The organism is Pseudarthrobacter sp. L1SW, from assembly GCF_020809045.1.
Taxonomy (GTDB): domain Bacteria; phylum Actinomycetota; class Actinomycetes; order Actinomycetales; family Micrococcaceae; genus Arthrobacter.
Genome location: NZ_CP078079.1, coordinates 728,151 through 740,060 on the forward strand (window position 1 = coordinate 728,151; position 11,910 = coordinate 740,060).

Annotated in this window: 13 protein-coding genes; 7 read left to right on the forward strand and 6 right to left on the reverse strand. The window is 66.8% G+C overall.

Annotated elements, in window-relative coordinates; all coding sequences use genetic code 11:
- Positions 1-32 precede the first annotated feature (32 nt).
- The 6 genes from KTR40_RS03485 to KTR40_RS03510 all read left to right on the forward strand — a co-directional run bounded on the left by KTR40_RS03485 (position 33) and on the right by KTR40_RS03510 (position 5,187).
- Positions 33-317, forward strand: a complete 285-nt coding sequence (locus KTR40_RS03485; protein WP_228405290.1) for a DUF1540 domain-containing protein — start codon at positions 33-35, stop codon at positions 315-317.
- Between the two features lie 265 nt (positions 318-582).
- Entirely contained in the window at positions 583-2,883 is a 2,301-nt protein-coding gene (locus tag KTR40_RS03490) for a carbon starvation CstA family protein (protein WP_139028019.1), read from the forward strand.
- Positions 2,883-3,086, forward strand: coding sequence for a YbdD/YjiX family protein (locus tag KTR40_RS03495; RefSeq protein WP_139028020.1), 204 nt, complete (start codon positions 2,883-2,885; stop codon positions 3,084-3,086). The genes KTR40_RS03490 and KTR40_RS03495 overlap by 1 nt, the downstream gene beginning before the upstream one ends.
- Before the next feature lie 78 nt (positions 3,087-3,164).
- Complete coding sequence (locus tag KTR40_RS03500) at positions 3,165-3,794, forward strand: bacterial proteasome activator family protein (RefSeq protein WP_139028021.1); 630 nt, start codon at positions 3,165-3,167, stop codon at positions 3,792-3,794.
- Positions 3,795-3,801: 7 nt separating this feature from the next.
- Complete coding sequence (locus tag KTR40_RS03505) at positions 3,802-4,278, forward strand: hypothetical protein (protein ID WP_139028022.1); 477 nt, start codon at positions 3,802-3,804, stop codon at positions 4,276-4,278.
- Positions 4,279-4,341: 63 nt separating this feature from the next.
- Positions 4,342-5,187 (forward strand): aldo/keto reductase, encoded by an 846-nt coding sequence (locus tag KTR40_RS03510; RefSeq protein WP_139028023.1) that lies wholly within the window; start codon positions 4,342-4,344, stop codon positions 5,185-5,187.
- Positions 5,188-5,296: 109 nt separating this feature from the next.
- Here the strand turns inward: KTR40_RS03510 and KTR40_RS03515 are convergent, their stop codons facing one another.
- From KTR40_RS03515 to KTR40_RS03535, 5 genes are all read right to left on the reverse strand, one after another.
- Positions 5,297-5,482, reverse strand: coding sequence for a hypothetical protein (locus tag KTR40_RS03515; protein WP_139028024.1), 186 nt, complete (start codon positions 5,480-5,482; stop codon positions 5,297-5,299).
- A gap of 62 nt (positions 5,483-5,544) precedes the next feature.
- The gene (comJ, locus tag KTR40_RS03520; RefSeq protein ID WP_228405291.1) at positions 5,545-5,970 is read right to left on the reverse strand and encodes a competence protein ComJ; all 426 of its coding nucleotides are present in this window, start codon (positions 5,968-5,970) and stop codon (positions 5,545-5,547) included.
- A 65-nt stretch (positions 5,971-6,035) separates the two neighbouring features.
- Positions 6,036-6,641: a DUF416 family protein gene (locus KTR40_RS03525; RefSeq protein WP_228405292.1), complete on the reverse strand. Its 606-nt coding sequence runs from the start codon at positions 6,639-6,641 to the stop codon at positions 6,036-6,038.
- Between the two features lie 13 nt (positions 6,642-6,654).
- On the reverse strand, positions 6,655-7,626 hold the full coding sequence (locus KTR40_RS03530; protein ID WP_228405293.1) for a hypothetical protein: 972 nt from the start codon (positions 7,624-7,626) through the stop codon (positions 6,655-6,657).
- Positions 7,627-7,675: 49 nt separating this feature from the next.
- Complete coding sequence (locus tag KTR40_RS03535; RefSeq protein WP_228405294.1) at positions 7,676-9,409, reverse strand: phosphodiester glycosidase family protein; 1,734 nt, start codon at positions 9,407-9,409, stop codon at positions 7,676-7,678.
- 191 nt (positions 9,410-9,600) lie between these two features.
- Here KTR40_RS03535 and KTR40_RS03540 point away from each other — a divergent pair, with 191 nt between their 5' ends.
- A complete protein-coding gene (locus KTR40_RS03540; RefSeq protein WP_228405295.1) occupies positions 9,601-11,196 on the forward strand; it encodes an alkaline phosphatase in 1,596 nt (531 codons plus the stop codon).
- A 16-nt stretch (positions 11,197-11,212) separates the two neighbouring features.
- Here KTR40_RS03540 and KTR40_RS03545 read toward each other — a convergent pair whose 3' ends face one another.
- Entirely contained in the window at positions 11,213-11,839 is a 627-nt protein-coding gene (locus KTR40_RS03545; RefSeq protein ID WP_228405296.1) for a hypothetical protein, read from the reverse strand.
- Positions 11,840-11,910 lie beyond the last annotated feature (71 nt).

The following is an 11,910-nucleotide window of genomic DNA, read 5'->3' on the forward strand; positions in this document are numbered from 1 at the left end:
CGGCCGGGCGGTGGAACCAACGGAGGAAGCTCATGACAACGCACGTCGCCGACTGCAGCGTAACGAACTGTTCCTTTAACGACCACACCAACTGCAACGCCGCCGCCATCACTGTGGGCGGCGCCGAGAACCATGCACACTGCGCCACCTTCATCGAGACCGGGATCCACGGCGGACTGCCCAAGGTCCTTGCCGACGTCGGGGCGTGCCAGCGCGCCGAGTGCGTCCACAATGACCACCTGATGTGCAAAGCACCCGAGGTCCACGTCGGCCCCGGCGCGGACAACGCTGACTGTCTCACATACTCACACGCCTAAGCGGTTCCGCGCGTCCAGCGAAGCCAAGGCCTCCGCCCGGACTGTCCGGACGGAGGCCTTCCCTGCGTACGCCGTGCGTTCCTTGCGGCGCGTTTTCAGTGCTTTCAGTGCTTCCCTGTTTCCGTGTTTTGCCTGTCACTCGCCGCCGCATCCACTCCGCTCGCCGCACGACTTCGCATCGCCATGCACAAACCCCTCTGGAATGGGAGCGCGGCTAGGTAAGCTGGCTTAGTAGGGGAGACCAGCACCATCTCAAGGAGGAGACATGGCCAAAACGCCTGATCAGCGGGGAAATGCATCCGGAGGCAGGGGCGTTGCCGCCACCGACCCGGCCCTGCCGCCCACAGCGGTGGATGACGCGGTCCGTGAGGCCGAAGAGAGGAAGTGGACCCCGGGAAAGATCGCGCTTTGGGCTGCGATTGCACTCCTCGGCGGCGTGGCCTGGTTCATGCTGGCCATCATCCGCGGCGAGACGGTGAACGCCATCTGGTTTGTGTTCGCTTCGGTCTGCACCTACCTCATTGGCTACCGCTTCTACTCCAAGGTGATCGAGCGGTACATCACCAAACCTGATGACCGCCGTGCCACGCCTGCCGAGTACAAGGCCGACGGCAAGGACTACGTCCGGACAGACCGGAATGTCCTGTTCGGCCACCACTTTGCCGCCATCGCCGGCGCGGGTCCGCTGGTGGGACCCGTGCTGGCCGCGCAGATGGGCTACCTGCCCGGCACAATCTGGATTATTATCGGCGTCGTCCTTGCGGGTGCGGTCCAGGACTACCTGGTGATGTTCTTCTCGATGCGGCGCGGCGGACGGTCGCTGGGACAGATGGCCCGCGAGGAGCTCGGCGTCGTGGGCGGCACCGCCGCCCTAATAGCCACCCTGCTCATCATGGTGATTATCGTCGCCATCCTGGCGCTCGTCGTCGTCAATGCCCTGGGTGAAAGCCCGTGGGGTGTCTTCTCGGTCGGCATGACTATCCCGATCGCCCTGTTCATGGGTGTCTACCTGCGCTACCTGCGTCCCGGGAAGGTCCTGGAAGTATCGCTGATCGGCTTTGTGCTGCTGATGGCGGCCATCATCGGCGGCGGCATCGTGGCCGAAACCCCGTGGGGTGCGGACGTCTTCAGCCTGGACCGGGTCACCATCGCCTGGGGCATCATCATTTACGGCTTCATCGCGGCCATCCTGCCGGTGTGGCTGCTGCTGGCACCGCGTGACTACCTGTCCACGTTCATGAAGATCGGCGTGATCGTGATGCTCGCCGTGGCCATCATTGCGGTCCGCCCGGAAATCACCGTCCCGGCCTTCAGCGAGTTCGCCAGCAGGGAGAACGGTCCGGTGTTCCCCGGCGCGCTCTTCCCCTTCCTGTTCGTCACCATCGCCTGCGGCGCCCTGTCCGGCTTCCATGCGCTGATCTCCTCGGGCACCACTCCAAAGCTGGTGGAGAAGGAACGGCAGACCCGCTTCATTGGCTACGGCGGCATGCTGATGGAGTCCTTCGTGGCGATCATGGCGCTCGTGGCCGCCATCTCGATCGACCGCGGCCTCTACTTCGCCATGAACTCGCCGGCGGCGCTGACCGGCGGAACGGTGGAAACAGCCGCTACCTGGGTCAACAGCCTGGGCCTGGCGGGGGTCAACATCAGCCCGGACCTCCTGGCCCAGACAGCCGAGAACGTGGGCGAGCAAAGCATCGTGTCCCGGACCGGCGGCGCGCCCACGCTCGCCTTGGGACTGGCGCACATCATGCAGCAGTTCATCGGCGGGACGGCCATGATGGCGTTCTGGTACCACTTCGCCATCATGTTCGAAGCCCTTTTCATCCTCACCGCAGTGGACGCCGGCACCCGTGTTGCCCGGTTCATGCTGCAGGACTCGATCGGCAACTTCATCCCCAAGTTCAAAGAGCACTCCTGGCGCCCAGGTGCCTGGCTCTGCACGGCGATCATGGTCGGGGCCTGGGGCGCCGTGCTGCTGATGGGTGTGACAGACCCCCTGGGCGGCATCAACACGCTGTTCCCGCTCTTCGGAATCGCCAACCAGCTGCTCGCGGCCATCGCCCTGTCCGTGTGCCTGGCCATCGTAGCCAAGCGCGGCACCTTCAACTACCTCTGGATCGTCGCGCTGCCGCTGGCGTTCGCCGCCGTGGTCACCATCACGGCAAGCTACCAGAAGATCTTCTCGTCCACCCCGGCAGTGGGCTACTTCGCCAACAACGCGGCCTTCAGCAAGGCACTGGCCGACGGGAAGACCGAGTTTGGTACCGCAAAGTCCGTGGCAGCCATGGAAGCCGTGGTCCGCAACACTGCCATCCAGGGCTGGCTGTCGGTGATCTTCGTGGTGCTCAGCATCATTGTGATCGCGACGGCGCTGCTCGCCACGATCAAGGCGTTCCGCAGCCGCACGTCGGGAGCGGTCATCACGGACAATGAAGATCCCGCCAAGCCTTCACGGGTCTTTGCCCCTGCCGGGTTGATTCCCACTCCCGCTGAGCGCGAGCTGATGGCGGAATGGGACAAGGTTCCGGCTGAACTCCGCTTCGAACGGGCAGGTCACCACTGATGGGCGCGGCCCTCACCGGACTCTCCATCGGGTTCAAGGGCTTCGCCCGGTACCTCGGCGGTGTCATGGGCGCGGACGCCTACGCCAAGTACCTGGAGCATCACAGGGCGGCCGGGCACGGGACAGCGCCCCTGACCGAGCGCGAGTTCTGGCGCGACCGGACCGACCGCCAGGACAGCAACCCCCAAGGCCGGTGCTGCTGATTGAGCTTGCAGCGGACAAGCCGCCGGGAGGGTTCATCGAGTGAGTCCCGGGTGGATCGCTCATGAGAGTATGAACGCATGAGCGATCCACAAGACACTCAGTCAGCTGAGGACCTCCCCGTAGAAGGCACTCCCATCGATGATCGGCAGCCGCCGGTGCCCGCCCAGGCCGCCCCGGCGGATGGCAGGCCCAAGGGAAGCAACCTCCAGGACCTGGTGGATGAACCGGCCAAGGTGATGCGGATCGGAACCATGATCCGGCAGCTCCTGGAGGAAGTGAAGTCTGCGCCCCTGGATGACGCTGCCCGGGGCAGGCTCGCCGAGATCCACGCGCGCTCCATCAAGGAGTTGGAGGACGGGCTGGCACCTGAGCTGGTGGAGGAACTGGACAGGATCAGCCTGCCCTTCTCCGACGAGGCCACTCCCTCCGACGCTGAACTCCGGATAGCCCAGGCCCAGCTTGTCGGGTGGCTGGAGGGATTGTTCCACGGGATCCAGACTGCCATTGCTGCACAGCATGCGGCCCGTGAGCACGCCGCCGCGCAGATGCAGCTCCGCCAGCTCCCGCCCGGCACCATGATCGCGCCGGGAGTGGTCATCGGGGAAAACGGGGAGCCGCAGCGCGCCGGTGCGGGTGCCCGGTCCGGAAGCCCGGCACGGCCTGGCCAGCGGGACGACCCGGACCACGGTCCCGGACAATACCTCTAGGTTCCGCTTGGGATTTTTCAGCGCCGCCAGGCAGGGGCGCAAGGACGACGCGGAGCTGGGCCAGGGGCTGTGGCGCCGGGCCCATGACCGTTTCCAGCGGGGCCTGGACCGCTTCCACCAGGTGCTTGAAGGCGTGGAGGACGACCAGCTGTACGCCGAATTGCTGGAGATCGCCAATGAACTGGCGGGCCTCCTCGAAAGGGTACGGCTGGTGTGCATGGAAGCGCAGCGGCGTTCGCCCAACGACGGCCTTGATATCCCCGTGGCCCTTTCCGGGGTTCACCGCGCCCTGTCCAAGGCCGGCAACTCGCTGGCCACGACCGCCGAAGCAGCCGCCATGCTCCGGCTCGCCGTGGGCCCCATCCCGGTAGGAGCGGCCTCCGTCCGCCGTCGCGCCGAGTCCGTGTTCCAGCAGGTGGCCGACGCCGAACGGCACCTGAGCGAAGAGGGTTCCGGGCCGCAGCACTTGGGTATTCCCGGTTAAGCGCCTGGCTTACTTTCCGGTAATACCGCCCGGACGGTACCCGCGGTTTGGCAGGATGGACGGATGACACTTTCACCTACATTGACCTTCAATGACGGAAACACCATCCCCCAGCTCGGCTACGGCGTGTGGCAGGTTGAGGACGGCGTGGCTGAAAAGGTTGTCCGCCAGGCGTTCGAAGCGGGCTACCGCCACATCGACACCGCCAAGATCTACGGCAACGAGGCGGGTGTGGGCCGGGCGATCGCCAGTTCCGGCCTGTCGCCGGAACAGCTCTTCATCACCACCAAGCTCTGGAACGCAGACCAGGGGTATGAGTCCACGCTCGCTGCCTTCGAGGATTCGATGGACCGGCTCGGGCTGGAAACCCTGGACCTTTACCTGATCCACTGGATGCAGCCTAAGCAGGACAAGTACGTGGACACCTGGAAGGCCCTGATCGAGCTGCAGAAGCGCGGCCGGGTCACGTCCATTGGTGTTTCAAACTTCACCGTGGAGGGCCTGCAGCGGCTCATCGACGAGACGGGCGTGGTTCCGGCGATCCACCAGATCGAGCTCCACCCGTACTTCAGCCAGCGGGAACTGCGGGAGTTTGGCGCTTCCAAGGGGATCCTCACCCAGGCATGGTCGCCGCTGGGCCAGGGCGGCGAGCTGCTGGAGGACGCAACGGTGGCATCCATCGCCGCCAAGCACAACGCAACTCCCGCACAGGTTGTCATCGCCTGGCACCTCGCCATCGGCAACGTGGTGATTCCCAAGTCGGTCACGGAGTCCCGGATCCGTGAAAACTTCGCAGCGCTCGACGTCAGCCTGGATGACAGCGACGTCGAGGCCATCAACGCGCTGGACCGCTCCGCCAACGGTGAAGGCCGCATCGGCGCGGATCCTGCAGTTTCCGACTTCGCTTAGCCGGCGGCCGGCGCCCGAAGCGGGTGCTGGCTCCGCAAACCGCCCCGGCCTGTGTCCAGCAGGCCGGGGCGGCCTGCTTTAAGCGGCGTCAGCAGGGAGCCGGAACTCTTCAGGCGGCAGTGCGGACCTGTTCGACGGCCACCGCGTCCACGACGGCCCAGCCGTCCTCCTCGCGGCAGTACCGGCTGGCGAAGCGCTCGGCGTCGGCCAAAGTGTCAAAGACCTCGGCCCGGGCACGGCCGCAGTCGGAGTCGAAGTACGTGACGTGAAATTCCTGTACCAGTTGGTTTTCCATGAATCCAGTCTGCAACCGGGGTCTGACATTTTTCGGAATCAGCCCCGCGTGTTGCTGTGGGATCAACGCTCCACCCTGGTCAGGGTGACCATGTAGCGGTCGTCGCCTTCGATGCCGTCGTCATCGATCGATTCCAGGTTGAAGTACTGCACCTCCACCCGGTAGGTGCCCGGTGGCACCTCCACCTTCCCGCCGCTCATGCCGTTGTCCGTGGGTCCCGATACCTCCACCACTCCGCTGGGGACCTCCAGGATTCCCGTCATGACCCTGTCCACGCTGCCGGTGAATGACCGCTCCGAGTCGAGGCGGATCAGAACGGGTGCGTTGAAATCGCGCGCGGTGCCCACGGCGATATAGCGGTCGCCCTGGACGAACATGGATTCGATGGTTTCGTCCGTCCATTTCGCCCAAAGAGCCGAGAAGTCCGCGGTCGAGTCCGAGACCGTGAACTGGTGGTAATCGGTGAAGAGGTCAAATTCGGCGTCCATCTCTGCTCCCTACTTGATGTTTATCCGGACCGTGTCCCCCAGAGAGGAAACAAGCTCCTTCAGCCCTACCTGAAAGAGGAGGCCCACGACTGACCCGCCGACCGTGCAATAAGTTGCAGTTGGTCCCAGGACGGTGGCAGGTCTTCGCAGATCCTGAGTGCTTGGTCAAGAAAAGCCAAGACAGACTGCATGCCTGCCGATGAAGCAGCGCCCGCAGCGTGGGACGAGACCTCACTGACCTTGCGGACAAGCACATCGCCCGGGCCCACGTCAGGCTGACTGAACGAGTATTCGGCGGCTTCGTATATTTGCCGGGCGGCCCACGCGGCTTCCTGCGCGTCGTCGGATAGCCATGTCCTGATCGCATACGCCAGCGCCGCAGACGCGTTCTGTGCGTATCCCATATCAAACGACCACTCCCCGTCATCCGAGGGTGCCAATGCGGCGGCTTCCGAATCGAGCGAGCTGACGTCGGCATTGCCGTTGGAAGCAACGTCCCAGGCAGCGTCGAGGATGTCTCGCGTTCGCACCGCACCGCCGCTGCCGCCCGTCCTGTCCCAATAGCGGTTTTGAAGTGCGACCAGACTCTCCGCGCATGCGGCGGCGAATGCCGTTTTGGCTCTCTTGTCCATGCGTGAGAGCCGGCCTTTCACCGCCGTCTCGTCATACACCCGTGTCTGCACCTCAGTGGCCACTTTGCTGTAGTTGGGCCAGCCGAAGGACGCGTTCCTGCGCGAGCATCGCCGTCCGCTCGGCTTTGTCCGCCGCACGCACCGCCTGCTTGGCCTCCGCGGTGGTGGCAGCCAGCATTTTCCGGGAGCGCTCCAGCCGCTCGTCAACGCCCCTGAGCCGGGCGCGGAGCTCAGCCGCTTCCTGCATGAGTTCCGCAATGTCGGTCCGTACCTGGTCCGCCTGGTCCTGCAGCTCCCGGGCTGCCTGGGCCGCATCAGCCTCTGCGGCCTGTGCTTCCGCCAGGGCGGCTTTGGCTTTCTCCAACGCCGGCGGTGACGCCGGCCGCGGGGTCTGGCGGACTGCCTCAAGCCGCGGCCTGTCCGGCTTGGCACGGGCGGTGCCGGCCGTCGTCGTGCGCGGTTTCCTGTCCGCTGTGGCTGCCGGCCTGGCCGGCGGAGCAGCCGGCGGCAGCGCCGAGGGCACGGCCACAACCCCTTCCAGGTCAACGGTGTTCATTCCGTCGGCAGACAGCGCGGTCAGGAGGCGCCCGCTCCGCACGGCGGCCGCCGCTCCCTCATCGGCCGTCAGGGCCCTAAGGGTCTCCTCGACGTCCCCCGCCACGGCATCGCTGAGGCCCCGGCCGTTCTCCTTGGCAACGGAGCGGGCAGTCTCGACGGCGGCGGCGAGCAGGGTGCGGCGCTCACGCCCCAGCTCCCGGAGTGCCCCGGCGTCCAGGGACGACTGTGCCTCGCGCATCCTGCCGCCAAGGTCCGCCAGCTCCGCGAGGACATCAGGCCGGTGCACGGACAGCATGTTGACGGCCCAGGCGGCGACTGACGGTTTCGGCAAGGCGCGCACTGCTGCTCCGAGTTCCTTGTCCAAACCGGCAGCGTCCTTGGCCGCGGCGGTACGCGCTGCAACGAAGTCTTCCATCGGCTTGGCGTAGAGCCCGCCCGCGATCCCTGCCAGGGCCTCGTCTTCCATGGACGCCATCTTAGGTGCCGCGGTTGCATCCAGCAGCCGCGGCGGGCGTTCAGTCCTTGCGGCGGGGGAGCGCGAGGATCGCGTCGCCTACGGGACGTTCACCTGACGCGTCGGAGGGGCGGTTCACCACCTGACCGCCCACGGCCATGGTGGTGGACCCGCCGCCGTCGAGGTTGATTGCGTCCACCATGCCCAGGGACCTGGCAACGTCTGCCGCCTCCTTGATGCTCAGGCCAAGGGATGCGGTCTGCCGCCCGTCGGCGGTGACCAAAAGCGTGCGGCCCTGGCCGTCAACGCCGGCGATGGTGCGCGGATTGCGCTTGTGCACCCAGCCGTAATAGAAGCTGTTGTTGTCCCCGCTGCGCACCATCCCGTCCCGCTTCACGGTGACATTTTCGGTGCCGCCGGACACCAGGACCGGGCCGCCGTTGACCACATCCGTGGACGCGTTGGTCTTCAAGGGTTTGCCGTCCCCGCTGACGAGGTCCGCATCGACGTCCAGGCGGGCGCCCACCGTTGCCAGGCTGCCCAGTGTGGCAACGTCGGCACCCGTGGCCTGCAGCGTTCGTCCCCCGGCGGGCACGGCCGTGCCCCGGGTGGTGCTGACCGCAGTGACGGTGCCGTGGCTGTCCAGCAGCACTTCCAGCCCCGGCCCGGACGGTGTGGCTGAGCCGAAGTCCTCCGTGAAGGCAATGACCTCGTCGGGGTCCGTGCAGGTGTAGTCGTGCAGCGGGAGGACGGTGGGGGCATCTCCCGTGCCGCCGCAGTTCCGGATGAGCCCGGGGACACGGTTGATGCCGTCCAGGGCCAGCGGCGCGTCCTTGGCGGCGCTGCCGGCGCCGGTGTCCTCGGGGGCGCCGCCCGGCGGGACGCTGTCTTCCGGGGCGCCGCCCGCCGCGGTGACGCTGCCGCGCCAGCCCAGCCGCTGGATGCTGGACTCGTTCTTCTTGCCGTCGATCACCAGCGAGGGCCGGTCACCGACCGGTTCGCTGAGGACCTCGCCGTTGACAACGGCCGTTCCCGCGGGGTCCCCGGGGGCGCCGGCCTTGGGGTCCAGGACGAAGTAGCCGCCGTTCATGCCGGCGAGTGCACCATCCGTGGCCGCCAGCTGGCTGGTGGTTTCCCGGTTCACCAGGTCGGAGCCGAACGTTGACGAAAGTTCGCCTTTGAACTGCTTCGGATCAATGGTGAGGACTTCCAGCTTCCACTGGCCCCTTGACTGGTCGGTGCTTCCGGCGTCCCCGTCCCACCCTGTGTAGAGGACAGAGGATGAGTAGCCGGCCGCCTTGATCCGCGCCACGGTCGCGGCGCCGTCGTCCTTTGTGGCGAACTGGCCGGCACGGACCCGGTAACCCAAGTCGCCGCCGGCACCGGCAAGTTGCGGGGACTGCACCTTTTCCACCCTGGCCGCCACGCCGGCGGCGGTGACTGCGTTGGCAACGGACTGGGCTTGCGCCTCACCGGACAGGGCCGACGACGGTGCGTCCGGATCGGGTGAATCGGCCGGAATGGCAACTTCAGCCGTCCAAAAAAGCGAAGGGTTGGGCGTTCCGCGGGTAATCGACGTGCGGGTCAGCCCCGGGGCCAGTTCCGTCACGTCGCGCGTTTCGGGCAGGTCCTGGGCGCCGAGGTTAAGTTCGACGGCGGGTAGGGCCTTTGCGTCCCCGGACGGGAGGGACGGGCTGGCTGCGGAAGGGCCGGCGGTGGTGAGGAAGGCGCCCGGAAGCCCGAGGACCAGGGCGGCGACGGCAGCCTTGACGGGGAGTTTGTGTGGGGATTCCATGCTGCGACCTTAGTGAGGCGATCAGCTGGAAGGCGAAGCCAAACGCCGGAGTTCAGCAGGTTGTGGCGGAGTGTTCACGGCTCGTTTCCGCTGGCGGCTGCCGCGCCGCTTCATCGCTTGTTTACCGGCGGGTTCCCTCGGAGCCCCCGGCGTGAGACCTCCTGTTCAGGGCTCCGGGGGACGCTGGCACCATGCCCTTGATCCTGCCTGGAAACTTCCGTCTGATCGACCGCCGCCTCTTCCTCTCCGGCGTAGCCGGTATCTCCGCCGCTGCCGCCCTGGCCACCGCCCCGGCCACCAGGGCGGACGCTGCCGCGACGCCGGCGCGGAGCAAGGATGATCCCTTCACGCTCGGCGTTGCATCCGGGGACCCCACGCCGTCCGGGGTGGTGCTGTGGACCCGCCTGGCCCCGAAACCGTTCGAGCCGGACGGCGGTATGCCCCCGGGCCACGCCGTCGTGGAGTGGCGTCTGGCCACCGACGCCGGGATGCGCAATGTTGTCCGGGACGGCAGTGCACACGCCCCGGCGCAGTTGGGGCACTCGGTCCACGTGGAGGTGGAGGGCCTGGAACCGGACAGCGAGTATTTCTACGAGTTCAAGTTCCGTAGCCACTGGTCCCCGGTGGGCCGAACCAAGACCCTGCCAGCCCCCGGGGCCGATGTGAGGCAGTTGGATTTCGCCTTCGCCTCCTGCCAGAAGTGGGATGACGGCTTCTTTCCGTCCTACCGCCACATGGCCGCAGAGGACCTGGACTTCGTGGTGCACCTGGGCGATTACGTCTACGAGTACGAGATCGGGGCCGACGGCGGGCTGCGCCGCACGCCAGTGCCCGCCGCCGCCCAGCCGGCCCCGCAGACGCTTGAGCAGTGGCGGGCCCGCTACGCCCTCTACAAGTCGGATCCCGACCTGCAGGCGGCGCACGCCCGGTTCCCGTTTATCGTCACCTGGGACGACCATGAGGTCAGCAATGACTACGCCGGAGGATGGGAAGGGCAAACCAAGGCCTTTACCGCCGTGCGGGCCGCGGCATACATGGCGTACTACGAGCACCAGCCCTTGCGGGCACGGTCGCTGCCCCAGGGCACGGACATGCAGCTTTACCGGCGGTTGCGGTACGGCCGTCTGGCGCAGCTGGACGTCCTGGATGGGCGGCAGTACCGTGACGCCCCGCCCTGCGGCTGGGGCGAAGCGCAGGCATGCGAAGCGGCCTACGACCCCGCCATCAGCATGCTCGGCCCGGAGCAGGAGCACTGGCTCTACGCCGGCCTGCGTGACTCGGACGTGCGGTGGAACATCCTCGGGAACAACGTTATGGTCTCCCGCCTCGACCATGACGGCGCCGCCGGTGAGCTGCTGTGGCACGACGCCTGGGATGGCTTTCCGGCGGCCCGCAAGAGGCTGCTGGATGTGGTCGCCGGGCCGGCCGTGCGCAACGCCGTGTTCGTCACGGGGGACTGGCACTCCACGTTCGTCAATGACGTCCACCTTGACTTCGACCGGCCGGACTCCCCGGTTGTCGCCACCGAGTTCGTCGGGACCTCCATCAGCACCAACGGCGACGTGCCAGTCTACGGGCCGTACTACGAGCCGATGATCGGGTTCAATCCGCACATCAAATTCTTCGACGGCGACAGGCGGGGCTACGTCCGTTGCCGGGTCACTCCGGAGCGCTGGCGCACGGAGCTTCGCATGGCCACGGGAGTGGGCAGCCGGACCGCAGGGCAGTACACGCATGCGGTGTTCGAGGTCGCGGACGGCACGCCGGGAGCGGTGCGGGTTTCCTAGCACCTACCCCCTCCGGCTACTCGTCCGGCCAGAACCGCTGCACGCCCTCCGCGGCCTGCCGCAGCTGTCCGCCGTCGAGCGTTACCGAACTCTCCTCCATGCCGAAATCGATCCACTGGGCCACCAAGCGCAGGTTGCCGGCGGGCGGAAGCGGCCAGAGCCAAAGGGTGCCGCTGCCCGCCAGCTCATCGGGCCCACCGCCGCCGCCACCGTTGTTCAGGACAAGGGTTGGCGGTTCCGGCTCGTCGTCGCTGCCCATAAACCCGTGGGGACCGCGGGCTCCCGTGCTTGCCTTGGATCCGTCGGCGAACTGGACGCCGAACATCAGCCCGGATAAGGGTACGGTGCCGCGGCGGAGGTGCATGCCCGGCTGGAAGAACAGTGCATGCTTGTCGGCCCAGTCATCCTCGTCTTCTTCGCCGCGGCGAATGATCCAGGACAGGCTGAAGGAGCAGCCGGTGGAGAACACCTCGGCACTTTTAACTGCCATGACCATCTCCGGGCTGTGGTGCAGGAACGAGCCCAGGTGGACAACGACCGGCAGTTCGTAGGCCGGTGGAGAGGCCCACGGAGGCGGGACGAACCTGGGGGTGGCCGGCCTTGGGCCGGACGCCGGGATGGGAAAGTCCTGGAAGAAGGTCACGGTCGTTCCTCGGGTTGCCGGCTGCGACCGACCAGCGGAACGGCGGCAGTGCCGCCCTGGATCCCCCAACC

Bases quoted from the DNA above. Each gene is read 5' to 3' on its own strand.
- KTR40_RS03485 (WP_228405290.1), top strand. From the start codon at position 33: ATGACAACGCACGTCGCCGACTGCAGCGTAACGAACTGTTCCTTTAAC.
- KTR40_RS03490 (WP_139028019.1), top strand. From the start codon at position 583: ATGGCCAAAACGCCTGATCAGCGGGGAAATGCATCCGGAGGCAGGGGC.
- KTR40_RS03495 (WP_139028020.1), top strand. From the start codon at position 2,883: ATGGGCGCGGCCCTCACCGGACTCTCCATCGGGTTCAAGGGCTTCGCC.
- KTR40_RS03500 (WP_139028021.1), top strand. From the start codon at position 3,165: ATGAGCGATCCACAAGACACTCAGTCAGCTGAGGACCTCCCCGTAGAA.
- KTR40_RS03510 (WP_139028023.1), top strand. From the start codon at position 4,342: ATGACACTTTCACCTACATTGACCTTCAATGACGGAAACACCATCCCC.
- KTR40_RS03515 (WP_139028024.1), bottom strand. From the start codon at position 5,482: ATGGAAAACCAACTGGTACAGGAATTTCACGTCACGTACTTCGACTCC.
- comJ (WP_228405291.1), bottom strand. From the start codon at position 5,970: ATGGACGCCGAATTTGACCTCTTCACCGATTACCACCAGTTCACGGTC.
- KTR40_RS03530 (WP_228405293.1), bottom strand. From the start codon at position 7,626: ATGGAAGACGAGGCCCTGGCAGGGATCGCGGGCGGGCTCTACGCCAAG.
- KTR40_RS03535 (WP_228405294.1), bottom strand. From the start codon at position 9,409: ATGGAATCCCCACACAAACTCCCCGTCAAGGCTGCCGTCGCCGCCCTG.
- KTR40_RS03540 (WP_228405295.1), top strand. From the start codon at position 9,601: ATGCCCTTGATCCTGCCTGGAAACTTCCGTCTGATCGACCGCCGCCTC.